The sequence below is a fragment of the Mycolicibacterium pulveris genome (assembly GCF_010725725.1).
Lineage (GTDB): Bacteria > Actinomycetota > Actinomycetes > Mycobacteriales > Mycobacteriaceae > Mycobacterium > Mycobacterium pulveris.
Genome location: NZ_AP022599.1, coordinates 4800667 through 4823583, shown reverse-complemented (window position 1 = coordinate 4823583; position 22917 = coordinate 4800667). Strand labels below are relative to the sequence as shown.

The 22917-nt window shown below is 67.1% G+C and carries 26 protein-coding genes; 13 read left to right on the top strand and 13 right to left on the bottom strand.

Annotated elements, in window-relative coordinates; all coding sequences use genetic code 11:
* Complete coding sequence (locus G6N28_RS23385; protein ID WP_163904487.1) at window positions 1-195, bottom strand: (2Fe-2S)-binding protein; 195 nt, start codon at window positions 193-195, stop codon at window positions 1-3.
* Between the two features lie 8 nt (window positions 196-203).
* Entirely contained in the window at window positions 204-839 is a 636-nt protein-coding gene (locus tag G6N28_RS23380; protein ID WP_163904485.1) for a fatty-acid--CoA ligase, read from the bottom strand.
* 241 nt (window positions 840-1080) lie between these two features.
* Here G6N28_RS23380 and bfr point away from each other — a divergent pair, with 241 nt between their 5' ends.
* The 3 genes from bfr to G6N28_RS23365 all read left to right on the top strand — a co-directional run bounded on the left by bfr (window position 1081) and on the right by G6N28_RS23365 (window position 3636).
* Complete coding sequence (gene bfr / locus G6N28_RS23375) at window positions 1081-1566, top strand: bacterioferritin (protein WP_163904483.1); 486 nt, start codon at window positions 1081-1083, stop codon at window positions 1564-1566.
* Window positions 1567-1761: 195 nt separating this feature from the next.
* Window positions 1762-2244 (top strand): carboxymuconolactone decarboxylase family protein, encoded by a 483-nt coding sequence (locus tag G6N28_RS23370; RefSeq protein WP_163904481.1) that lies wholly within the window; start codon window positions 1762-1764, stop codon window positions 2242-2244.
* Window positions 2245-2274: 30 nt separating this feature from the next.
* On the top strand, window positions 2275-3636 hold the full coding sequence (locus G6N28_RS23365) for a type I glutamate--ammonia ligase (protein ID WP_163904479.1): 1362 nt from the start codon (window positions 2275-2277) through the stop codon (window positions 3634-3636).
* Window positions 3637-3638: 2 nt separating this feature from the next.
* On the opposite strand, the gene G6N28_RS23360 is transcribed toward G6N28_RS23365, so the two are convergent.
* From G6N28_RS23360 to G6N28_RS23350, 3 genes are all read right to left on the bottom strand, one after another.
* Complete coding sequence (locus G6N28_RS23360) at window positions 3639-4841, bottom strand: FUSC family protein (protein ID WP_163904477.1); 1203 nt, start codon at window positions 4839-4841, stop codon at window positions 3639-3641.
* A 78-nt stretch (window positions 4842-4919) separates the two neighbouring features.
* Window positions 4920-5363 (bottom strand): nuclear transport factor 2 family protein, encoded by a 444-nt coding sequence (locus G6N28_RS23355; RefSeq protein WP_163904475.1) that lies wholly within the window; start codon window positions 5361-5363, stop codon window positions 4920-4922.
* Window positions 5353-7143 (bottom strand): N-acyl-D-amino-acid deacylase family protein, encoded by a 1791-nt coding sequence (locus G6N28_RS23350; protein WP_235674672.1) that lies wholly within the window; start codon window positions 7141-7143, stop codon window positions 5353-5355. The genes G6N28_RS23355 and G6N28_RS23350 overlap by 11 nt, the downstream gene beginning before the upstream one ends.
* A 118-nt stretch (window positions 7144-7261) precedes the next feature.
* Here G6N28_RS23350 and G6N28_RS23345 point away from each other — a divergent pair, with 118 nt between their 5' ends.
* From G6N28_RS23345 to G6N28_RS23325, 5 genes are all read left to right on the top strand, one after another.
* Window positions 7262-8167, top strand: a complete 906-nt coding sequence (locus tag G6N28_RS23345; protein ID WP_163904471.1) for a dienelactone hydrolase family protein — start codon at window positions 7262-7264, stop codon at window positions 8165-8167.
* Between the two features lie 122 nt (window positions 8168-8289).
* Window positions 8290-8685 carry a hypothetical protein gene (locus G6N28_RS23340; RefSeq protein ID WP_163904468.1) on the top strand — a complete coding sequence of 132 codons (396 nt, stop codon included), beginning with the start codon at window positions 8290-8292 and terminating at the stop codon, window positions 8683-8685.
* A gap of 81 nt (window positions 8686-8766) precedes the next feature.
* Window positions 8767-9168 carry a cupredoxin domain-containing protein gene (locus G6N28_RS23335; protein WP_163904466.1) on the top strand — a complete coding sequence of 134 codons (402 nt, stop codon included), beginning with the start codon at window positions 8767-8769 and terminating at the stop codon, window positions 9166-9168.
* A 113-nt stretch (window positions 9169-9281) separates the two neighbouring features.
* A complete protein-coding gene (locus tag G6N28_RS23330; protein ID WP_163904464.1) occupies window positions 9282-9665 on the top strand; it encodes a hypothetical protein in 384 nt (127 codons plus the stop codon).
* Window positions 9640-10353 carry an HAD family hydrolase gene (locus G6N28_RS23325; protein ID WP_235674671.1) on the top strand — a complete coding sequence of 238 codons (714 nt, stop codon included), beginning with the start codon at window positions 9640-9642 and terminating at the stop codon, window positions 10351-10353. Before G6N28_RS23330 ends, G6N28_RS23325 begins: the two co-directional genes overlap by 26 nt.
* 1 nt (window position 10354) lies before the next feature.
* Here the strand turns inward: G6N28_RS23325 and G6N28_RS23320 are convergent, their stop codons facing one another.
* The gene (locus G6N28_RS23320) at window positions 10355-11638 is read right to left on the bottom strand and encodes a cytochrome P450 (protein ID WP_163904463.1); all 1284 of its coding nucleotides are present in this window, start codon (window positions 11636-11638) and stop codon (window positions 10355-10357) included.
* A 98-nt stretch (window positions 11639-11736) separates the two neighbouring features.
* Between G6N28_RS23320 and G6N28_RS23315 the strand changes: the two genes are divergently transcribed.
* A complete protein-coding gene (locus tag G6N28_RS23315) occupies window positions 11737-13662 on the top strand; it encodes a flavin-containing monooxygenase (RefSeq protein ID WP_163904461.1) in 1926 nt (641 codons plus the stop codon).
* Here the strand turns inward: G6N28_RS23315 and G6N28_RS23310 are convergent.
* Window positions 13659-14162, bottom strand: a complete 504-nt coding sequence (locus tag G6N28_RS23310; RefSeq protein ID WP_163904459.1) for a nuclear transport factor 2 family protein — start codon at window positions 14160-14162, stop codon at window positions 13659-13661. The two genes, G6N28_RS23315 and G6N28_RS23310, sit on opposite strands and share 4 nt — an antisense overlap.
* A gap of 75 nt (window positions 14163-14237) precedes the next feature.
* Entirely contained in the window at window positions 14238-15698 is a 1461-nt protein-coding gene (locus G6N28_RS23305) for an ArnT family glycosyltransferase (protein WP_235674670.1), read from the bottom strand.
* A 25-nt stretch (window positions 15699-15723) separates the two neighbouring features.
* On the opposite strand from G6N28_RS23305, the gene G6N28_RS23300 reads away from it, so the two are divergent.
* Window positions 15724-16689, top strand: coding sequence for an alpha/beta hydrolase (locus G6N28_RS23300; protein WP_163904457.1), 966 nt, complete (start codon window positions 15724-15726; stop codon window positions 16687-16689).
* Between the two features lie 25 nt (window positions 16690-16714).
* On the opposite strand, the gene G6N28_RS23295 is transcribed toward G6N28_RS23300, so the two are convergent.
* Window positions 16715-17179, bottom strand: a complete 465-nt coding sequence (locus G6N28_RS23295; protein WP_163904455.1) for an SRPBCC family protein — start codon at window positions 17177-17179, stop codon at window positions 16715-16717.
* 64 nt (window positions 17180-17243) lie between these two features.
* The gene (locus tag G6N28_RS23290; RefSeq protein WP_163904453.1) at window positions 17244-17549 is read right to left on the bottom strand and encodes a hypothetical protein; all 306 of its coding nucleotides are present in this window, start codon (window positions 17547-17549) and stop codon (window positions 17244-17246) included.
* Between the two features lie 255 nt (window positions 17550-17804).
* Between G6N28_RS23290 and G6N28_RS23285 the strand changes: the two genes are divergently transcribed.
* Window positions 17805-18689, top strand: a complete 885-nt coding sequence (locus tag G6N28_RS23285) for a cyclopropane mycolic acid synthase family methyltransferase (protein ID WP_163904451.1) — start codon at window positions 17805-17807, stop codon at window positions 18687-18689.
* Here G6N28_RS23285 and G6N28_RS23280 read toward each other — a convergent pair whose 3' ends face one another.
* From G6N28_RS23280 to G6N28_RS23270, 3 genes are all read right to left on the bottom strand, one after another.
* A complete protein-coding gene (locus tag G6N28_RS23280; RefSeq protein ID WP_163904449.1) occupies window positions 18690-18929 on the bottom strand; it encodes a DUF1660 family phage protein in 240 nt (79 codons plus the stop codon).
* Window positions 18926-20758 carry an MFS transporter gene (locus G6N28_RS23275; RefSeq protein ID WP_163904447.1) on the bottom strand — a complete coding sequence of 611 codons (1833 nt, stop codon included), beginning with the start codon at window positions 20756-20758 and terminating at the stop codon, window positions 18926-18928. Before G6N28_RS23275 ends, G6N28_RS23280 begins: the two co-directional genes overlap by 4 nt.
* A gap of 62 nt (window positions 20759-20820) precedes the next feature.
* Window positions 20821-21669, bottom strand: coding sequence for an alpha/beta fold hydrolase (locus G6N28_RS23270; protein ID WP_163904445.1), 849 nt, complete (start codon window positions 21667-21669; stop codon window positions 20821-20823).
* A gap of 62 nt (window positions 21670-21731) precedes the next feature.
* Here G6N28_RS23270 and G6N28_RS23265 point away from each other — a divergent pair, with 62 nt between their 5' ends.
* Together G6N28_RS23265 and G6N28_RS23260 are read left to right on the top strand one after the other, a co-directional pair.
* Window positions 21732-22382 (top strand): TetR/AcrR family transcriptional regulator, encoded by a 651-nt coding sequence (locus G6N28_RS23265; RefSeq protein WP_163904443.1) that lies wholly within the window; start codon window positions 21732-21734, stop codon window positions 22380-22382.
* Window positions 22366-22917, top strand: a complete 552-nt coding sequence (locus G6N28_RS23260; protein ID WP_163904441.1) for a lipoprotein LppJ family protein — start codon at window positions 22366-22368, stop codon at window positions 22915-22917. The genes G6N28_RS23265 and G6N28_RS23260 overlap by 17 nt, the downstream gene beginning before the upstream one ends.

Sequence of the window (22917 nt, the reverse complement as noted above, 5' to 3'; positions counted from 1 at the left end):
CTAGTGGTTGACGGCCTTGGGACAGCCGTTGACCTCATGGTGGGCCGCGATGATCGCGCGCAGGGTGCGTCGGCAGCGCCCGCAGTCGCCACCGGCACCGCACGCCTCGGCGATCTGCTTGGACGTGGTCGCTCCGTTGCCGACGACCTCGTCGACGTCGTTGCTCGTGATTCCCATGCACAGACAGACAAACACCGGCGCCCCTAACCGCTTCGCTCGTCGATGCTCATGATGTGGGCGAACCTGCCTACGAACTGGGTGGGGTAGGGGCCGAAACCCGCCTGGCACATCCATTCGGCGGCGGCGTCGGGGTGGTCGAGCCACTGCCGGGCGGCGACCTCGTCCTCGATCTCCTGCAGGATCAGCACCTCGTGCCCGTCGTCGAGCGCCCGATAGACCCAGATCTTGCGGACCCCTCCGCGCTTGAACCGGTCCAGCCCGTCGTGCACCTTCACCATCAGCGCGCCGACGTCGTGGACCGACGACATGACACCGACCACCACGCGCCCGACGTGATCTTCGGGGGACGGCGGGTAGAGGTCGATCTTCTCCACCACTTCGCCGCCAAAAATGGGCGGGATGTCGTCGACGCCGGAAATGTCGAACCACTCGAATATCGCTGGGGACCGCAAAACCTCACGGATGGAGCCGGCCCGTCGAATTCCGATCGTGACCAATACTCGTCGCGGCTCCCAGATCGAGGTGTATAGCACGACGTGGTGGGCGCCTATCGAGGCCAATCCGTCACGATGCTTTTTCAGCCAGCCCCACATGCGTTCGACGTCATCGACACGGAAATCGCAGGCGAGAATAAGCGAGTGCAAATTATTCTCACTCATCTGTTTTCCTGCCTGTTCGACGTGCCGCGAAGAGGTTAGCACAGTCTAGCCTTACTTAGCCTAGGCAGTCCAGAGTTGGTACCGCCTCGGCGCTCCGCGGCATGCCAATCGCTCGCCGAAACGCCGAAATACCGCGTCCCACAAGCTCAAAGGCTGTCTAGCGGCCCGCTTGTGCACTAGATTGGGTGGCGCACGACCGTCAGCGACACTTGATCAGCCCTCAAGGTGCCAAGGAGCCACGATGCAAGGCGACCCGGACGTTCTGAAATTGCTCAACGAGCAATTGACAAGCGAACTCACAGCCATCAACCAGTATTTCCTGCATTCGAAGATGCAGGCGAATTGGGGCTTCACGGAGCTCGCCGAGTACACCCGCAAAGAATCATTCGACGAAATGAATCATGCGGAGGAAATCACCGACCGAATTCTCATGCTGGACGGGTTGCCGAATTACCAGCGGTTGTTCTCCCTGCGAATTGGCCAGAATCTGCGTGAACAATTCGAAGCCGACCTGGCGATCGAGTACGAGGTGATGGCGCGGTTGAAGCCCGGCATCATCATGTGCCGCGAGAAGGAAGACGCCACGACCGCGAACCTGCTGGAGAAGATCCTGGCCAGCGAAGAGGACCACATCGACTACCTCGAGACCCAGCTGCAGTTGATGGACAAGCTGGGCGACGAGCTCTACGCGGCACAGTGCGTCTCGCGGCCACCGACCAGCTTGTAACGATCAGACGCTCCTGATCGCGGGCCCGCGTTTTCGCCCGCGCCCTTCCGGCAACCCTGCCCGGCGACCGCTGTAACTTTCCTAGCTCACCTAACGAGCGCGCCGAGATGACCGCGGCCGCCACATGATTGCCGGCCTTCATCCCGCATATTAGAACGTGTTCCAACTTTGCGGTCGCCAGCGTACGATTCGGCCATGAGCCGAATAGGAGATTTCGCCGACGACGACGCGGCGGCCTGGCTGGTCAAGTCGCCCGACATCGGGACCGCGATGGCCGGCTTCACCAACGCCGTCTACACCAAGAACCGGCTGCCGCTGCGCGTGCGTGAGTTGGCCAGGATGGTCATTGCGTTGGCCAACGAATGCGTGGTGTGCCAGAACACCCGCGATTCGCAGGGTACGGCGGCCGGCGTCGACGAGGATCTCTACGATCACGCCGCGCAATGGCGGACGTGGCCGGGCTACAGCGCGCAGGAACGCCTCGCCGCGGAGTTCGCCGAGCGATTCGCCTCCGACCACACCGGCCTGCGCGACGACGAGGACTTCTGGGCGCGGTGCCGCGCGCACTTCGACGATGAACTGCTCACCGATCTCGCGCTGTCCTGCGCGATGTGGTTGGGCATGGGCCGGATGCTGCGCACCCTCGACATCGGCCAAAGCTGCAAGATCACGCTCTAATCACCCGCGCGAGCCCGCACAATTGCCCCCATGACATCGCGCGCCGCCAAACCGCTCGCCGCCGCGGCGATCGCTCAGCTCGAGGCCGACGGGGTCACCACGCTGATCGGCACGGTCGTCAACCCGGCGGGGCTCACGCTCGCCAAGACCGTTCCGCTGCGCCGGATGAGCGCCTTCGCCGATCCCGGCCTGGGCGCCAGCCCGGTGTGGCATGTGTTCGCCATCGACCAGACCGGCATCGTCTTCGGCGACGCGATCGGTGTGGTGGGGGACCAGCGGATCCGTATCGACCTCGGCGCGCTGCGCATCCTCGGCGACGGATTGGCCTGGGCGCCTGGGGCTTTCTTCAACCAGGACGGTTCGCCCGATCCCTACTGCAGCCGCGGCGCGCTCAGCAGGGTGGTCGAGCGGATGACCGAGGCGGGCATCGACGCGGTCGTCGGGCACGAGATGGAGTTCGTGCTCGTGGCTGCGGACGGCACGCCGCTGCCGTCGCACCTGTGGGCCCAGTACGGCCTGGCCGGCGTGCTGGAATTCGAAGGCTTCGTCCGTGACGTCACCAATGCCGCTGCCGGATCAGGGGTTTCGATCGAGCAGTTCCACCCCGAGTACGGGCGCAACCAGTTCGAGATCTCGCTGTCCCCGGTGCCGCCGGTGGCCGCGGCCGACCAACTTGTGCTGATGCGCATCATCATCGGCCGTGTGGCCCGCCAGCATGGGCTGCGGGTCAGCCTGTCGCCGGTGCCGTTCGCAGACAGCGTGGGATCGGGCTCGCATCAACACTTTTCGCTCACACGCGGAGAGACCCCGCTGTTCTCCGGTGGCGACGGTATCGGCTCGATGACGCCGGAAGGCCAGTCGGCGATCGCCGGGCTGATCGCCGGGCTGCCGGAGGCGCAGGGGGTGCTGTGCGGCTCGGTGCTGTCCGGCATGCGGCTCAAGCCGGGACGCTGGTCGGGGGCATACGTCTGCTGGGGCACCGAGAACCGAGAGGCCGCGGTGCGTTTCCTCATCGGCGGGCCGAGCAATCCGTGCGGCGCGAACGTCGAGGTGAAGGTGATCGACCCGTCGGCCAACCCCTATTTCGCGACCGCCACCATCCTGGGGTTGGCGCTCGACGGCATCGAGCGCAAGCTGTCGCTGGGGCAGGAGACGACCGTCGGGCCGGCCACCATGACCGACGCGCAACGCGCACAGGCCGGCATCACGCTGCTCTCGCAGGATCACGGCGAGGCGATCGAGCGGCTGGACCGGTCGTCGTTGCTGCGTTCGATCCTCGGGGACGAGGCCGTTGACGCCACCGTCGCGGTCCGTCGCTACGAGCAGGCCACCTACGGCGACATGGCACCCGAGGAACTCGCCGACAAGTTCCGGCTGGCCTGGAGCGTGTGAGTTCAACTGCGCGCGGGGCGGGCGCTTCTGCGCACGTCCTCGGCGACGTCGTTGAGCCCGTCACGCGCCCAGCCGATCTCGTCGCACAGCCGCTGGGCGTCGGTGTACAGACCGCCGTACACCGACCATTGGGTGGGCTGGTCGAGTTGCTTACCTCGGGCGTGGGAGGCGAGGTTGTCCAGCGCGGCCCGACAGGAGCCGGCCGCGTGCGCCAGCGGTTCGCCGTCGGTGAGATCCGCGATCGAGTGGATGGCGCCCATCGCGGCGACGGCGTCGCGCACCGCGGACAGCACCGTCGCCAAGTGACGCACGAACCCGCCGTAGCGCGGCTGCGGATCGCCGGGGTCACGCTCGGCCAGCCGGCTCAGCCCGCTGGTGACCGAGCGCACCTGCCCGGTGATCCGATCCGCAGCCTGGATCGTCACCCGATATCCGTCGAAGCTCCGGTGCTCACGCACCAGCAACCGGCGCGGGTTGAACTTCGAGGTCTGGTCCGCATGATCCACGGTGGCCCGCACCTGCACGGCCAGCCGCAGGATGTCGTTGGCATACCGCCGCCATTCGGTCGCGGCGTCGGCGTCGAGCGTCCCGCTCTCCAAGCCCTCGACGACGTCGGTCAGCAGGTCTGACAGCGAGTCGCTGAACGCCTCGACGGCGTATCCGGCGCTGCGGTACCGCAACGGCGGCGCCACCAGAAGGTTGATGGTCACGGCGACGGAGGCGCCCAGCACCACCATTCCCGCGATCTCGGGCAGCTGCGACGACGGCGAGATCCCCGGGTCGGGCATCGCGAACGCGCCGTAGGCGAAGATCGCCGCGACCGTCACGTTGATGCCCTGGCTGCCGAGCCGATGCCAACGACCGAGGCCCAGGGCGAGCAGCAGAATGACCGGAAACAGCCACGGCTGTGCGCCCCATGGCAGCACGATCGCCCCGGCGAGGCAGACACCGACGACGACGGCGGCGGTGTAGCGGATCGCCATCTGCACCGAGTCGGCGATCGTGATCTGCATGAGCAGCACCGCGGAGAACGGCGCGAACGTGGCGTGGGTGGCGTCGAACACCTGCGAGGCCAGCAGCCAGGCGACCGTGCCCGCCAGCACCGACTTGCCGAGCATCAGCAGGTTGTCGCGGTCGAGGTTGCGCTGGGCCAGTGCACGTCGCGCGCGCCCGGCCCAGCGGGACAGCGCCGCAGGCGTCCGCACGTCGCCTCTCCTTCACCCGACCCTCGCCGACCTGAAGGATTTACCGCCTGCCGTCGAAATCAAACCGCCCGCGGGGCGTCACACCAAGCCCGTCGCATCAAACACCCAGCTCATGTCCGCGTTCGCGAAGTCCTCCATCCAGGTCGGCGGGGCGTTGTTGGCCAGCGCGCCCATGTCCCAGTAGTCCTTCCACAGCGTGATCTTGCCGTCGACCACCTTGTGCACCGAGACGAACTTCAGCACCGCGGATTCTCCTGTGGGCCAGTGCCATTCCTCGCTGTGCTCGTACATCGCGTCGGTGCCGTTGTCGACCAGCAGCCCGGTGAAGTTCTCGTAGGACGCCAGCGGCTCCAGCCCGATCTTCAGCCGCTTGACGATGTCCTCGGGCCCGCGCGCGGCCGCGGCCGGGCCGACGGGCATGTCGAGGTAGATACAGTCGTCGGAGAGGAACGTCTTCACCTGCTCCCAGTCACGCGCGGACAGCGCCTTCCACATCCCCAGAACCGTATCTTCAACTGACACTGGTTAACTCACCTTCCTGCGCGGAGATCGCGGGCGCCTTGTGCGCTGCGCGCAAGAACCGGCCGGTGCGCTGCCTGCCGACGAGCTCGGTGGGCCGGCCGCCGACGAAGACCGCCCGCCCGCCGACGTAGACGGCGGCCACGGTGTCGTCGTTGCGGTTGACCATCCGCGACAGCCCGCCGTACTGCGCGACCGCGTCCTCGGCGTAGGCATCCAGCGAGTCGTCGAGCCGGGCCGGGTCGATGATCACGAGATCGGCCCGGTCGCCGATGCGCAGATGCCCCGCGTCGAGGCGATACCAGTCGGCGAGGTCGCCGGTGAGCCGGTGCACGGCCTGCTCGATGGTCAGGAACGGCCGGCCGGCGCGCTCGGCGTCGTGGACGTGGCGCAGGAACCGCAGGCCCATGTTGTAGAAGGCCATGTTGCGCAGGTGCGCGCCGGCGTCGGAGAAACCCATCTGGATGCCGCCGTCGCGCGCGAGCTTCTTGAGCACCTCGGGCCGGTGGTTGGAGATGGTGGTGCGCCAACGCAGCGCGCGACCGTGTTCGAGCACCAGGTCGAGGAACGCGTCGACGGGGTGCAGCCCGCCGCGGTCCTGCCCGACCTGCCCGAACGACTTGCCGACGATCGACGCATCGGGGCAGGCGACGATCTCGGCGTCGAAGAAGTCGCGCTGCCACACCCGGATGCCGAGCTTGTTCTCGTAATCCTTGCGGAACCGGCGCCGGTAGGCCTCGTCGCGGAACAGTTCGTTGCGCTCGACCTCGTCGCGCAGGTGCAGCGCCGCGGCGCCCGCGCCGAACTCCTCGAAGACCACCAGATCGATGCCGTCGGCGTAGACCTCGAACGGCACCGGCAGATGCTGCCAGCGAAAGTTCCCGCCGAGTTTGTTGACCAACCGGGCGGCCGGGCCAAGGGCGTGAATGCTGTACGGGTTGGACTTCACGTCGGCCGCCGAGAGCAGGCTGGTCTTGAGCGGGTTGCGGAACACGCCCAGCGACTGCGCCAGTTGGGACAGCAGGTTCAGCGGGTTCTGAATGTCGGGGCCGGACTGCAGCACCCGGCCCGTGCGCCGCAGCAGCGCCTTGAGCCTGCGCAGTTCGCGGGGCTTGGCATAGGTGGACGGCAGCGTCCGCGACCGGCAGACCTCGCCGTCGAGTTTGTCGAAAAGCAGTTGCTGCGAGGACATTCCGACGAAGCCCGCCTTCAGCGCCGCCGAGAGCCACCGCTCCATCTGGGCCTGCTCGCTGCGGGTGGGGCGCACGTCCTTGCGGGTGGCGCGGTCAAGGCCCATGGTGGCCGCACGCATGTCGGAGTGCCCGATGAACGCGGCGATGTTGGGGCCGAGGGGCCGTGCCTCCAACGCCTCGATGTACTCCTCGCAGTTGGTCCACGTCTTGTTGCGCTCGACCGCGTCGATGACGTGATCGCGCGGAATGGCCTCGACGCGACCGAAGATGTCGCCGGCGTCGGTCCCGTCGACATGGACGGTGGACAACGAGCAGGAGCCGAGCATCACCGTGGTCACCCCGTGCCGCAGCGATTCGGTGAGCGACGGGCCGTCGAGCACCTCGACGTCGTAATGGGTGTGGATGTCGAGCATGCCGGGCAGCACCCACTTGCCGCAGGCGTCGATGACGTCCGGGCAGTCGGCCGCATCGAGCTCATCGTCGGTGATCGCCGTGATGTGGCCGTTGCGGATGCCGATGTTGCGGACCGCGGACGGGGCGCCGGTGCCGTCGAACCAGCGCCCGTTGCGGATGATCGTGTCGTAGGTCACCCCGTCATAGAACCCCGCGGAAATTAGCCTGTCAATGAAAACTGTGAACAGATTTTCGATTCTGTCTATTTTGTGCGATGAGCTGGCATGATCGGCCGACCGAGGCATACTCGCGAAGATGACACCACTTCAGCGCTACATCGCCGAGGAAATTGCCATCGACCACGTCGACGGGTTGCTGTCCAGACGCGAGGCCCTGCGCAGGCTTGCGCTGCTCGGTGTCGGGACCGCCGCGGCGACGGCCCTGATCGCCGGGTGCAGCGACAACCGGCAGCCCGAGGAGAACCCCGCCAGCCCGAGCGAAACGGCGCCGGGAGACGGCCCGCCGGGTGCGCAGACCGCGGTGGAGACGACCCCCATCACCTGGGCTGGGCCGCGCGGCGAGCTGCAGGGGGCGTGGGCGGAGGCGTCGGAGCCACGCGGCGCCGTGCTGGTCATCCACGAGAACAAGGGGCTCAACGACCACATCCGGTCGGTGACCGGCCGCTTCGCGGGCATCGGCTACTCCGCGCTGGCGATCGATCTGCTGTCCGGGCAGGGCGGAACGGGCGCCTTCGCCGATCCGGCGGAGGCCACCGCGGCGCTCAGCAAGATCCCGCCCAGGGACGCCGTCGCCGACATGCGATCCGGAATCGACGAGCTCAGCCGCCGCGTGCCCGATCGAAAGCTCGCCGCCGTCGGCTTCTGCCTGGGTGGCGCGATGGTGTGGCGGCTGCTGAACGCCGGGGAACCGCGGCTTTCTGCGGCCGTCCCGTTCTATGGCCCCACCCCGCAGAATGTGGACTTCGCCAAGTCCAAAGACGTTGCGGTGCTGGGGATCTACGCGGCGCAGGATGAGCGGGTCAACGCCACCGAGCCGGTCGCCCGCGCAGCGCTGGAGAAGGCGGGAATGCAGTTCGAACTGGTCACCGAGCCCGACGCCAACCACGCGTTCTTCAACGACACCGGCAAGCGCTACAACGCCGCCGCGGCCGCCGACGCGTGGCAGCGGGTGCAGGACTGGTTCACCCGCTACCTGGTTTAGTCGTGGGTCTCGGCTGTGCGGTTTCATACGGGACACGCCGTGACCCGCGTATGAAACTGCACAATCACGGTGGGCCGCCGCGAGTGCCTGCTCGCGAGGAACGGGTGATCTACCATCCAAGGATGATCAGGCCGTTGATGGTCGTCGCCGCCTCGCTCACCCTGCTGGGCGCGACGGGCGCGGTGGCCGGTGCGCAGCAGGATGCGTCCGTGTGCGACTACCGGTTGTCGGCACCCTACGTCGTCGACGTGTCCGGCACCGCCATGGTCACCGCGACGATGGAACCCGGGGCCTGCGGCCGGGCCACCGTGTTCTCGACGGTGGCCTGCGTGCAGCTGGAGGGCGCGACGGGCCCCGGCCAGTGCCAATCGAACAACGGAAACCTGCCGGCTCGGGTGTACTACGGGTCGTATCAGCCCGGCGCGACGTATGTGTCCACCGGCCGCGGCTGCGCCAACGTCGGCAACCCGCCGCAGTCGGTCTGTCAGCCGATGGGTCCGATCACCGCGACGCTGTAGCGATATCGCCGAACACCGTCGGGGCGAACCCGCGCCGTTCGATACTCGTGTCCTTGGCAGCCGCCAACGTAAGGGGACACCATGAAAAAGGTCTTGCTGTTCTGCACCGCGCTGTGCCTCGCCGTCGCCATGGGCTGCACCCAATCGAGCACCACCGAGGACGACGCCACCGGTACGGCCACCGCGACGGGCACTGCGACCACGACGCCGACCACCACCGCGCCGGCGGACACCCAAGCCGCGACGCTCACCATCGCCGACATGAGTTTCGGCGACGCCATCACCGTCGCTCCGGGCACCCAGATCAGCGTGACCAACGACGACTCCGTCGAGCATTCGGTGACGTCGCGGACCGAGGGTGCCTTTGATGTCCACGTCGACGGGGGCCAGCAGGCCACCTTGACTACGCCGACCGAGCCCGGCGAGTACGCGTTCTACTGCGTGTATCACCCGTCGATGACGGGCACCTTGATCGTCAAATGAGCAGGCGCTGACCTGCGATTTCGGTTCCAGCCGGTTTAGCGGCCCCCGTCTCGGGCATCCGCGTTATTAGCGGGTCCGTCAGTCATGGGGCCCGACCGAACGAAGGAGCCGAGATGGATAACACCGTCATTTGGGTCATCGTGGCGATCGCGGTGATCGTCGTGCTCGCCGTGCTGGCCTACGTCGCGATGCAGTCGCGCAACCGTAAGCGGCACGTGCACGCCGAACGCATCCGCGAGGAGGTGGACCACGAGTCACACCGGGTGGAAAAGCGCGAGGCGCTTGCCCAGGAGACCGAGGCCAAGGCGCGCGCCGCGCAGGCCGACGCCGAGGCGAAGGCGGCCGAAGCCGCCCGGCTGGCAGACACCGCGACAACGCACCGCGACGCGGCCGCCGCCTCGCGTCAGGATCTCGACGCCCGCCGCGAACACGCCGACACCATCGATCCGAAGACGAAGACAGCCGATCGTCGTGAGCCCGATCGTCGTGAGCCGTAGCCGCAGCGCTCCGCCCGCCGTGCTGTTCGACATCGACGGCACGCTCGTCGATTCGAACTATCTGCACGTGCACGCGTGGAGCCGGGCGTTCGCCGAGGTGGGCATCCCCGTCGAAGCGTGGCGCATCCACCGCTCGATCGGCATGGACGGCACCACGCTCGTCGCCACGCTGGCCGACAAAGCCGACGAGAAGACCCGCGAACGCGTCAAAGACCTGCATTCGCGCTACTACAAGGAGATGACGCCGGAGTTGCGGCGCCTGCCCGGTGCCCGCGAACTGCTGGAGGTCGTCCACCAGTTGGATCTGCGGATCGTGCTCGCGACCTCCGCGCCCGAGGACGAGCTGTCCATCCTGCGCGAGGTGCTCGACTGCGACCATCTGGTGTCGGCGGTGACGTCGTCGGCGGACGTGGCGACGGCCAAACCCGAACCGGACATCGTCGAGGCCGCGCTGGATCGGGCCGGGGTACCCGCCGCGCACGCCGTGTTCGTCGGCGACGCGGTGTGGGACGTCGTGGCCTCCCGGCGCGCCGGCGTGGAGACCGTCGCGCTGCTCAGCGGGGGAACGTCCCAGGCCGAGCTGGAAAACGCGGGCGCTGCACGGGTTTTCGAGAACCCGTTGGAGCTGTGTCAGCATCTGGACGACACGCCCATCGCCGCGCTCGCCAACATCGTGGGCGCGCGGTAGTTCAGCGTGGCGGCGTCCAGGCCACCGGCAGCCTCTTGATGCCGTGGATGAACGCCGAATGCAGCCGGTCGGGTTCTTCGATGGCGGTGATGTCCGGCAAGTGGGCGTGCAGTTCTTCGAAGGCCACGGTGATCTCGCGGCGGGCGAGGTTGGCGCCCAGGCAGAAGTGGGCACCGCCGCCGCCGAAGCCGACGTGGGGGTTGGGGTGGCGGCGGACGTCGAAGCGCCACGGGTCGACGAACTTCGATTCGTCACGGTTGGCCGACCCGTACCAGAGCGTCACCTTGTCCCCGGCGGCGATCCGCACGCCGCGCACCTCGGTGTCGCGGGTGGCGGTGCGGCGCATGTAGGCCACCGGCGATGCCCACCGCACGATCTCCTCGACCGCCGTCGGCGCCACCTCGTGGTAGTCGCGCCACCACTCGTCGCGCTGTTCCGGGTAGCGGCTCAGCGCGAGCACCCCGTGGCTGATGGCGTTGCGTGTGGTCTCGTTCCCGGCGACGACCAGCAGGATGAAGAACGACGCGATCTCTGCGGAGGTCAGCGCTTCGCCGTCGAGTTCCGCCTGCACCAGGCTCGTGGTGAGATCCTCGCCGGGCCGGGCGCGCCGGTCGTCTGCCATCGCCTTGGCGTACGCGCCGATGTCCATCGCGACGCGGGCGAACTCGTCGAAGTCCGTGGCGATGTCGGGGTCGCCGAAGCCGAGGATCACGTTGGTCCAGTGGAAGATCTGCTGGTGATCCTGCTCGGGGATGCCCATCATGTCGCAGATGATCTGCAGAGGCAGCGGTCCGGCCAGCTCGGTGACCAGTTCGCCCTTGCCGTCGGGGTGGGCCGCCACCATCTCCTGGACCAGCCGCCGGGCGCGGTCGCGCACGGAGTCCTCGACCATCGCCAACACCCGCGGCGTGAACGCGCTGCGCACGATGTTGCGCAGCCTGCCGTGCCGCGGATCGTCCATCGCGATCATCGAGCCGAAATACTCGTTCAGTTCCGGGTTCTGGTCGCCGACCGTGATGCCCAGCGCCGAGCTGAAGATCTCGGGGTGGCGGCTGGCGTGGAAGACATCGTCGTAGCGGGTCAGCGCCCAATGACCGGCGACCTCGTCCTCGGCGTTCTCGACATAGGCCTCGTGGAAGGACACCGGTGCCTCACGGCGCAGCGTGGCGAACGCACCGTCGCGGACGTCGTCGTCGACACCCCAGAACTCCCATGACCCCAAGTCGATATCGGCCAGCGGCACCTCGGGCGGTGCGGCGCCGTTCACCCGGGTCACGATTCCCACCCTCGCCAGCGTAACCGCCCTCCGCCGAGCAGACGTGAAACCCCCTAAAAGTGGACCATTTCGGGGGTTTTCACGTCTTCTCGCGCTAGAAAGGGGAGGTGCGCAACCCACATGCCGGACAACCATTCACAACGACGGACGAGGAAATCGCCCAGGCGCTGCTGGACGTCAGCATTCCCACGCTGCTGCTGTCGTGCGTGCACATGTCGGGCGATCCGAGCATCATCCGGGGCGACCTCAAGCCCGCCGGGTTGTTCCTCAACGAGGTGCAGGGCTTCATGTCCGAGGAGGACAAGGCCGCCGCACGCAAGCTCGCGCTGGAGCTCATCGCCGACTACCGCGACCGGGGCTGCCCGGAGCCGGAGCCGGTCGGGGCTGATCTGCTACACGAGATGATGCAGTGGCTGGTGTGTGAGCCCGTGCCCGACGAGTATGTGCCGATGCTGCTCGAGGAGATGGAGCTCGACGGCAGAGACAGCCGGGCCGCCCGCTCCGCCGTCAAGGGCGATGCCGCCGACTTCCCCGTCGTGGTCATCGGCTGCGGCGAATCGGGCCTGCTGGCGGGGATCCGGCTCAAACAGGCGGGCATCCCGTTCACCATCGTCGAGAAGAACGCCGGCGTCGGTGGCACGTGGTATCAGAACACATACCCGGGCGCGCGGGTGGACGTGCCCAACCACTTTTACTGCTACAGCTTCGAGCCGACCGATCAGTGGGCCCATTTCTTCGCCGAACAGCCCGAGCTGCAAGCGTATTTCGAGCGCGTGATGGACAAGTACGACGTCCGTCGCCACGTGCTGTGGAAGACCGAGGTCACCGAGGCATCCTGGGACGACGCCACCGCCACCTGGACGGTTCGTGCCCGCGACCGCAACGGAAAGACCACCGAACTGACGGCGCGTGCGGTGATCAGCGCGGTCGGGCAGCTCGACCGGCCACACATACCGACGATCGACGGACAGCACGAGTTCGCAGGCCCGACGTTCCATTCCAGCGCGTGGGACCACACCGTCGACCTTCACGGCAAGCGGGTCGCGATGATCGGCGCGGGGGCCAGCGGCTTTCAGATCGCGCCCACGATCGCACCGGATGTCGGGCACCTCACCGTCTTTCAACGCACCGCACAGTGGATGTTTCCGAACATGGATTACCACGACGAAGTCGGCCCGGGCGTGCGATGGGCGCTGCGGCATCTGCCGTTCTATGGCCGCTGGTATCGCTTCCTGCTGTTCTGGCCGTGGTGCGACAAGGGGTTCGACGTGGCACGCGTCGATCCGGACTACCCGGACCAGCAGAAGGCGGTCAACGAGGTCAGCGAAGGCGCCCGCATCATGTTCACCGAGTGGATCAAAAGCCAGGTCGGCGACGATCCCGAGCTGTTGGCCAAGGTGGTGCCGGACTACCCGCCGACCGGTAAGCGCACCTTGCAGGACAACGGCAGCTGGCTGAAGACTCTGACGCGCGAAAACGTCGACCTCGTCCGGGCCGGGATCGACCACATCGAGACCGACGCCGTCGTCACCGAGGACGGAACTCGGTATCCGGCCGACGTCATCATCTACGCCACCGGATTCGCGCACACCAAGCTGTTGTGGCCCATGACCATTCGCGGGCGCGGCGGTGAGATCCTCAGCGAGCGTTGGGGGGAGCGACCTGCGGCCTATCTGGGTATCACCATTCCCGGCTACCCGAACTTCTTCTGCATGAACGGCCCCGGCACCTGGTTGGCGAGCGGCGGCAGCCTCATCTTTCACTCGGAATGCCAGATGCGCTACATCACACAGTGTTTGGAACTGTTGATTGACGGCGATCATACGACGATGGAGCCCACAGTCGAAAAGACGAGGGACTGGCACGAACGCAGTCAGGCCGAGATGCGCACGCTGGTCTGGTCACAACCGACGATCAAGCACTCCTATTTCAAGAACAGTTTCGGCGAGGTGCACACGCTGAGCCCGTGGCGGCTCGTCGACTACTGGACCTGGACCCGCGAACCGGATCCGGCCGACTTCGTAATCCGTTAGCCCAGTTCCCAGTTCATGTTCTTGGCGAACGTGCGGGCGTCGTCGGAGATGGTTCCGAGATCATGGCAACGCTTGATGTACCCCTGCACCATCACCAGAAAGTTCATTGGGTTGTAGGCGTCTTCCTCGTAGCTCCACTTGCCGTCCCCGGCATATTTGAGCACGGTGATGACGGGCGTCTCGTGGATGCTGCCGTCGCCGGGATCCTTCATGCGGTTCATCACCTTGCTGATGACCCAGCCCTTGTCGGTATCGATCGAGTACCACTCGACCGGATAGTGCGGCATCTCGCTGCCCGGAAACATGTTCATCGTGGAGACGATCCACTCCCGGATCGGTTCGCGCCCAGTCATGTTGCCCATGGCATGCTCGACGTAGGTGGCGTCTTCGGTGAACTGATCGGCGTAGGACGACCAGTCCCAGGTGTCGCCGATTTCGACCACCGCCTGCTCGTAGCGGTGAAACGCCTCTTCGATCTCCTCGCGCGACCATTGACCCATTACGCACGACTCCTTCGGCACGCGGCGGCAGGCTCAAACTGGTTCTACCAAACCGAGACCCGCGGCGAAGCGGTTTCAGCCGACGGTCAACGTGCGCATCCGCGGCCAGATCTGCTCCCAGGATCGGCGTTGCCCGGTCAGCAGGTAGGCCTGCATGTCGTCGCCTACGTCGGCGATCGGCCGGCTCTGCGCGAAATACGAGGAGATCTCGTCGTCGTCGCTGCCGACGTAGAGCACGGTGTCGTACTCGGCGGGCGGGGGAGGGAAGAACCCATAGCTGCGGTTGGTGCTGTAGGCCTGCGGCAACCCGAAGCGAGTCGAGTAACCGTCGAGGTAGGCGGCGACGATGTAGGACTGCCCGATCACCACGGTGTGCTGTCGTTGCTCCTCGGGCAACGCGTGGTAAGCGGCAGCGGTATCGCCGGCGATCTGCTCGCCGGCGTCGGCACGAATGATCGTGACGGACAACACCAGCACCGCAGCGGCCAGCGCTGCGCTGGACACACCGGCCATCCACACCAGCCACCCACGCCCGCGGCGACCCGTCTGCCTGCGGTGCTGCAGTCCCAGCGCCCCGAAAGCCGCCAACGGGGCGTACAGCCCGGCCACGTAGTAAGGCCGGCCCGGAGCGGCGACGAACACCACGAACAGCACGACGAACGCGACGCCGATGAAGCGGTACTCGCGCAGTTCCGGTTCGCGCCAGAGCCGCCACAGGCCGTAACCCATCAGCGCCGTTCCGATGATCCCCGCGAAGAGCAGCATCTGCACCGCCACGCCGAACCGCCCGCCGTACAGGGCGTCGGCCTCGCCGATCACCACCGAACCCATGCTCAGCTGCGGCCAGCCGTTGGCGTGCTGCCAGAGCAACGTCGGCGCCGCGAGCAGTGCCGCGACGGCGGCACCCGCCCACAGCAGCCGGCGGCGCAACAGCTCGCGGGGGCCGACCGCGGCGACCGCCGCGATCAGCACCGCGCACAACAGCAACACCTGAAACTTCGTCAACGCGGCGACCCCGGCGACGACGCCGAACACCAGCAGCAGGCGATCGTCGCGCACCCGTATCCACCGGACGAGCAGCCAGACCATCAAGAGCCACTGCACCGGTTCGAGCATGTAGGGCGTCAGCCAGTGCCCGCCCAAGGCGACCCACACACCGGTCGCCTGCGCGAACGCGGTGACCCCCTGTGCTCGACGATCGCCACCGAGTTCACGCGCGATGAGCGCGGCGACCACCACGGCGGCGGCGGTCGCCAGCATTACGGGCACCCGCAGCGCCAGCACAGAGCCGGGAGCGATCGCGTCCATGAGCGCTGCGAGCGCGGGCGTGATCGGCGGCTGGTCGGCCGACCCCCAGTCGAGGTGGTGTCGGCCGATGGCCAGCATGTACACCTCGTCGAACCAGTAGCCCTCCGCTGATGTTGCTGCCACACAGTGCAATACAGCGACCAGGCCCGCGATCGGCAGGACGATCATCGTGGCGAACGGGCTGACGGTGTGCTGATCCTCGGCGGCGGTCAAACGGGTCGCGGTCACATGGCTTCACGCTAGTGTCTGAGGAATGGCACTCCGGATGGACGCCGCCGTGGCCGAGCAGATGGCCCCGTTGTTCGCGGCGCTCGGCGAGGTCGAACCACCACCGGTCGGCGATGTCGCCGCGCGCCGCGTGAACGGGCACCGGATGTTCGACGCGGTCTCGGCCGCCGGGACACCGGCACCGGGGGTGGCGGTCCAGCGGCATGCGCTGACCGCCGCCGACGGGACGACAGTCGGTCTGCTCTGGTATCACCTCTCCGACGCGTCCGGTGGCCCGGGCAGCGCCGCGCTGTATCTGCACGGTGGGGGAATGATCTTCGGGCTCGAGCACATCGGCGCCCTCTACGACGTGGCCATCCGCGACTACGTCGCGGCCTCCGGGGTGCCGATGCTCGTCGTCGACTATCGCGTCGCACCCGAACACCCGCACCCCACACCGGTGGACGATTGCTATGCCGCGCTGGAGTGGCTGGTTGCCAACGCCTTCACGCTGGGGGTCGACCCGGCCCGCATCGCGGTGATGGGCGACAGCGCGGGCGGTGGGCTGGCAGCGGGGGTGTGTCTGATGGCCCGCGATCGCGGCGGCCCGGCGATCGCGCAGCAACTGTTGATCTACCCGATGCTCGACGACCGCACCGCGACCCCGGACCCGCAGCTCGAGCCCTTCCTGACCTGGACCTACGACGACAACATCACCGGATGGGGCGCGCTGCTCGGCGCCGACGCGGGCACCGACGCGGTGTCACCGTATGCCGCGCCCGCCCGGGCCGAGGACCTCTCCGGTCTGCCCGACACCTATCTGGACGTCGGCGATCTCGACATCTTCCGCACCGAAGACGTCGCCTACGCGACTCGGCTTGCCGACGCCGGGGTGCCGACCGAACTTCACGTGTACCCCGGCTGCCCGCACGCGTTCGAGGCGTTGGCCGCCGACGCGCCGGTGTCGCGGCGGGTCCTCAGCGATCGGATCCGCCGCCTGTGCAGCCTCTAGAAGAGCCGCTGCCGCACAAAGATTTTCAGGGGCTATCGGGCGATTCGACCACAGCCTTGATGCGCTCCAGCGTCTTGCGCATGTCGCGGATGTTGCGCCGTCGTCGCAGCTGACCGCCAAGCACCGAGAACAGCTTCATCGGCACCGAGTCGTTGAGCCGAAACGACTCGGTGACGTCGGTGCCGCCGTCGGTCGGGGTCAGCCGATAGTGCCAGTTGTTGACGGGTTTGTCGCCGAGCAGCACCGCGAAGCCGAACTCGCGGCCCGGTTCGCAGGCGGTGACCTCGCACGTCGTCCAGTACACCGGCCCGATCTCGTTGCGTTTGACGTGCCCGCGGAACCGCGCCCCCAGCGCCGGGCCGGTGGCGCCGCCGAGCCATTCGGCCTCCATCACCTCGGGGGAGAACCTGCCGGTATTGCGCACGTCCGCGATCAGATTCCAGATGCGCTCTGCCGGCGCCGCCATCGACACCGTCACCGAACCGTCCATGTGGGGATTCCCTTCGTCGCCGCCATCCCACCTTGGCGTGTCGGACGGGCGGGCACAAGGGCCGCTACGACGAGCGGAGCTGCGCGATGTCGCCGTACAGATCCGGCCACGGGGGCCGACGCACCATCGCCACCCCGGCGAACACCGCCGACGCCAACCCCACCAGGATGCCCAGCATCGCGATGCGGGTGGTGTCGACCGCCGGTTTCCAGGTCGCCCGGCCGTCCTTGATCACGAAGACGCCGACGGGCTTGGCCACCGGGATCACGGTGGTCCCGTCGGCGGTTTCGTGCGGTTCGCCATAGACGCGTGCGGCGGCGGGGTCGCCCTCCAGTCGCCGCAGCACCTCGTCGGCATTCTGTAGCTTCATGTCGCCATCTTCCCGCGCGCCCGGCGAGGTGGCCACTGCACGGGAACGGGTGCGGTCCGTGCACGTCACGGGCATTCGCTAGCATTATCGACGCGAGAGGCAATTTGTTCGCCGGCGTCGTCGGACAATCGCGTCTGCTTCGCATTCGGCATGCCCCCAGTACTGTGCGTAGACTGCGCAGACGACGGGGGAGGCACCCGCTTCGACGCGAATGCCTCACAGATCAAATAGAGCCGATATCCAGAGGGTTGGATTTTGCCAGAAACCACGAACGACGCGGGGGGCCTAAAGCCCCACTTCGAGGATGTGCAGTCGCACTATGACCTCTCCGATGAGTTCTTCCGGCTCTTCCTCGATCGCACGCAGACCTACAGCTGCGCGTACTTCGAACGCGACGACATGACGCTGGAAGAGGCGCAGATCGCCAAGATCGACCTCTCGCTGGGCAAGCTGGACCTGCAGCCGGGGATGACGTTGCTCGACATCGGCTGCGGTTGGGGTGCGACGCTGAACCGGGCGCTGGAGCGCTACGACGTCAATGTCATCGGTCTCACGTTGAGCGAGAACCAGAAGGCCTACGTGGAGAAGTTGTTCGCCCAGTCACCCAGTTCGCGAAGCAAGCGGGTCTTGCTGCGCGGCTGGGAGCAGTTCGACGAGCCGGTCGACCGGATCGTCTCCATCGGGGCGTTCGAACACTTCGGTCGCGATCGATACGACGACTTCTTCAAGATGGCCTATTCGGTGCTGCCCGATGACGGCGTGATGCTGTTGCACACCATCATCAAACCGACCGACGAGGAGTTCGCCGAGAGCGGGCTGCCGTTGACGATGAAGCTGCTGCGCTTCTCGAAGTTCATCATGGACGAGATCTTCCCCGGCGGTGACCTGCCGAAGCCGACCGTCGTCGAGGAGCACGCCGCCAAGGCCGGTTTCGAGCTCAGACGCGCCCACCGGCTGCGGCTGCACTACGCCCGCACCCTGGAGATCTGGGCCGAGGCGCTGGAGGCCCGCAAGGACGAGGCGATCGCTGTCCAGTCCCGGGAGGTCTACGACCGGTACATGAAGTACTTGACCGGCTGCGCGGAGCTGTTCCGCGAGGGATATACCGACATCTGTCAGTTCACGCTCGCCAAAGGCTGATCATTCGCGCCGCAGCCGGCGCCACAGCCTCAGTGGCAGCAGGCCGATCAACGGTGCGCGCTTACCCAAGTCGTCGGTGTCGCGCTTGTTGAACGCCGCGGCATAGCGCCGCGCCTCCTCGGCGGTGCGGTATTGCTTGGCGCCGGGCGCCTGGCCACATCGCTCACACGACCACCGCATCGTGTCGCCGTGGACCGAGAAGGTCGGCTGGTGACCGAACACCCGGCATGCCATGGTCATCGCGAAGCCTGTTCGCGCTCCGGAAGCACCATGACGCCACGATGTTGACGGGCGATCCGATTCTCCGCCAACGCTTCCCGCAACGCCTTGCGGAACTCGCCGGGACCCCAGTACCGCGCACCGACCACCCGGTGCAACTCACGCAGCGTGATCGGCTCGTGTTCGCTGACCGCGCGGGCGATCGACTCGATCTCGTGGTCCAGCGCGGTCTCCGGCGCGCCGGGGCTCGGCGGCTCGCGCCAGGCGGCGGCCCATCCGGGGGCCGGGCCGGGGCGGTAGCGCCGCGACCGAGACTGGCCGGCGCGCTGGCGTTCCGCACGTGCGGCGATGCGGGCCTCGCGTGCCTGCCGGTCGGGGTCTGCCGCCGATTCCGGAGTCGGCTGCTCGTCGGTCGTCGTCAGCGGCTCTGCCAGCGACTCGAGGTCCTTGCCTTCGGCTTTGACACCCAACACCAGTTCCACCACCCCCGCCACGGCCATCACGCCGGCACCGATCAGGAAGCCTGTCGCCACCAGGCCGCGCTGTCCGGAATCGATCAGCTGCCCGAACAGCAATGGTCCGGTGATGCCACCGATCGCCGTACCCACCGCGTAGAAGAACGCGATCGCCATCGCGCGGGTTTCCATCGGAAAGATCTCGCTGACAGTCAGATACGCCGCGCTGGCACCCGAGGACGCCAGGAAGAAACAGACCGCCAGCACCGCGATGAACATCCACGCACCGCCGGCCTCGACCACGAAGAGCCAAGCGAGCATCGCCGCGATGGCTCCCGACCCGATGTAGGCGAAGGAGATCATCGGCTTTCGTCCGATCGTGTCGAACAGGCGCCCGAGCACCAGCGGTCCGGCGAAATTGCTCAGCGCCCAGACGATGAAGAACACCGGGACGACGCCGGAGGCGACACCGAAGAAGGTGCTCAATATGGTGCCGAGGTTGAACGTGAACGCGTTGTAGATGAACGCCTGCCCGACGAACAGGGCAAGGCAGAGGATCGCCCGTCTCGGGTAGAGCGTGAACGCGACCTTGGCGATCTCCCGAAACGAGATCGTCTTGCGCTGACGCACGGTGATCGAGCCCTCGGCGTCCTCCAGCGGTTGGCTTGTCTCGCGCTCCACTTCGCGTTCGATGCCATCGACGATCCGTTCGGCTTCCTCCTCGTGGCCGTGGATGAAAAGCCAGCGCGGGCTTTCGGGGACCTTGCGGCGCACCACCAGCACCACGAGCCCGAAGACGGCGCCGAGCCCGAAGGCGATCCGCCAGCCGATGTCGGCGGGGAAGATCGACGTGTTCAACAGCACCAGCGCGCCCGCGGCACCACCGGCCGCGCCAAGCCAGTAGGAGCCGTTGATGATCAGGTCGACGCGGCCCCTGACGCGGGCGGGGATCAGTTCATCGATCGCGGAGTTGATGGCGGCGTATTCGCCGCCGATACCGGCGCCGGTGAAGAATCGGGCCAGATAGAAGTACCACGGCGCGAAGGCGAAAGCCGTTGCCACCGTGGCGGTCAGGTACACCACGAGCGTGAGGATGAACAACTTCTTGCGGCCGAACCGGTCGGTCAGCTGGCCGAAGAACAGCGCCCCCAGGCAGGCGCCGGTGATGTAAACCGCTGCAGCGATCCCGATTTCAGCGGCGGTGAGCTCGATGCCGCTGCCTTCCTCGGTCAGCCGGGATGCGACGTTGCCGACCATGGTGACTTCGAGCCCGTCGAGGATCCACACCCCGCCGAGCCCGAGCACCACGCGCCAGTGAAACCGCGACCACGGCAACCGATCCAGCCGAGACGGTACTTGCGTCGTGATCGTGTTCAACTCCGCCGGTGCACCCACGCGCCCTCCCTGACCCTCCGTGCTGGCAGGGGAGTACCCAGGGCAGCGGCGGTTCACCCAGCTCAGGTCAGCGGCTTGGCCGCGTGCACTCCCGCGATGGCGTCGATGACGGCTTTCGGGGCGTCCAACGACACGAACGTCCTTGCGTCGGGAACCTCGATCAGGGTCGAGTGCGGGAACTGGGCGGCCAAGCGCCTGCCCAGCGCAGGCGTGAACGAGCGGTCCCGCAGGCCCCACACCACGGCGACCGGCTTGGTGAATCGGGGCAACCGAGCGGCGAGGTCGACGAGATCGGTCTTGGCGACGGAACGCAACAGCGCCGCCAAATCCCTGCGGATGCGCACGTCGGTGCGGGCCGGTTCGATCCAGGACGCCGTCAGTTGCGCATCGGGACGCAGCAGCAGGCCGTAGCCGAGCGGAGAGTGGCGCAGCGCCCTCAACCGCAGCGCCTCGAACAGCAGCTTGATCGACACCGGTCCGCGCAGCACGGCGAAGACCAGGTTGAACGGGAACGGCGGAAACTTGTCGAAGGCGTCGCAGTTGGTCAGCACCAACCTGCCGATGTGCTCTGGATACGCGTCGACGACCACCTGGCACAGGGCGCCTCCGGTGTCGTTGCCGACCAGGGTCACGTCGGAAAGCCCGAGCGCGACGATGAAGTCGCGGATCATCGCCGCCACGCCCGCAGGGGTCAGCTGCTCCGCGGACGCCACGGGGATGGTGTGCGAGCCCAGCGGCCAATCCGGCAGATAGCAGCGGTACCCCAAAGCGGCGAGGCCGTCGGCGACCCGGTCCCACAGCCTGCTGTCGGCCAGGATGCCGTGCACGAATACGACGGGCGGATGCGGTGAGTCCTCCGGACCCAGCACGCGGTAACCGATCGTGACCTGTTCCAGCGCTACCTGCGGCATCTTCGCTATCCTTCCGAATAAGAACTTACAAACACCTAGTACGGAAGTTACGTGCAGCCTGTATGAAAGTCAATGATGCGGGGCAGCCGGCCACCAAGGTGCGCCGTACCCAGGCCGAGCGGACCGCGGCAACCCGGGCGCAGCTGATCGGTGCCGCCCGAAAACTGTTCGCCGACAAGGGCTTCTCCGAGGTGTCGACGCAGGCCATCGTCGAGGCAGCCGGGGTCACCCGAGGTGCGCTCTACCACCAGTTCGCCGACAAGACCGAGCTGTTCGCCGCGGTGTACGAAGAGGTGGAGCGCGAGCTGGTGGCCGACATCGGACGCCAGATCGGCTCCGTAAGCCCAGGTGATCCGCTGGAAGCGATGCGCGTCGGGGCGCGGTTGTTCCTGGACGGGTGCTCGGCGCCCGATGTGCAGCAGATCGTGTTGATCGACGCGCCGGCGGTGCTGGGCTGGGAGCGTTGGCGCGCGGTCGGGGTGAAGTACGGGCTCGGCGTGATCGAGACGATGCTCGCGGCCGCGATCGAGCAGGGCGCCATCCCGAACCAACCGCTGCGCTCGACAGCCCATGTTCTGCTCGGCGCGCTCGACGAGGCCGCACTGTACGTGTCGCGGGCGACCGATCCCGACCAGGCACGCACCGAGATGGAGGCGGTGTGTGACCGCTTGATCAGCGGGATCGCGGGGAAGGGCCATGCCGAACCGGGCTGACTGGATCCGGTCGAGGCCGTCTACCGCGCTGCTGTGGGCGGCCATGGTGCTGTGCCTGCTGCTGGGGGCGGCGTTCGTGGTGGTCAACGAGCCGGTCGTGGAGGCGCCGAGGCAGGTCGCCGAACCGCTCACCGACGACCAGGCCGCGGCGCAGGTGGTCGACGCCGCACGCCAGATCGTCGCCGCCGCCCACCTGCCACAACCCACGGGGGGCTATGCCTATGTGTCGTGCAAGAACACGCACGACCCGCCATACCAAGCGGTTCTCTACCTCAATTTCGTTATGCCGCAGGATAACTGGCAGTATCTAGACGACGTCGCGGCCGCCATGGCCGCCCACGGTTGGGCGCCCGCGCCGACCACGGCCGAACATTTCGGTCACAAACTCACGAGGAACGGCGTCACGTCGGTGTTGCATCGCCAGGGCGCAGGCACCGACGTCGCCACCATGCGACTATACGGCGAGTGCCGCAACACCGCCGATCATCGCGACGACAACCCCGCGTGGACCGAAGTCGCCTTCGACGCGCCCTGA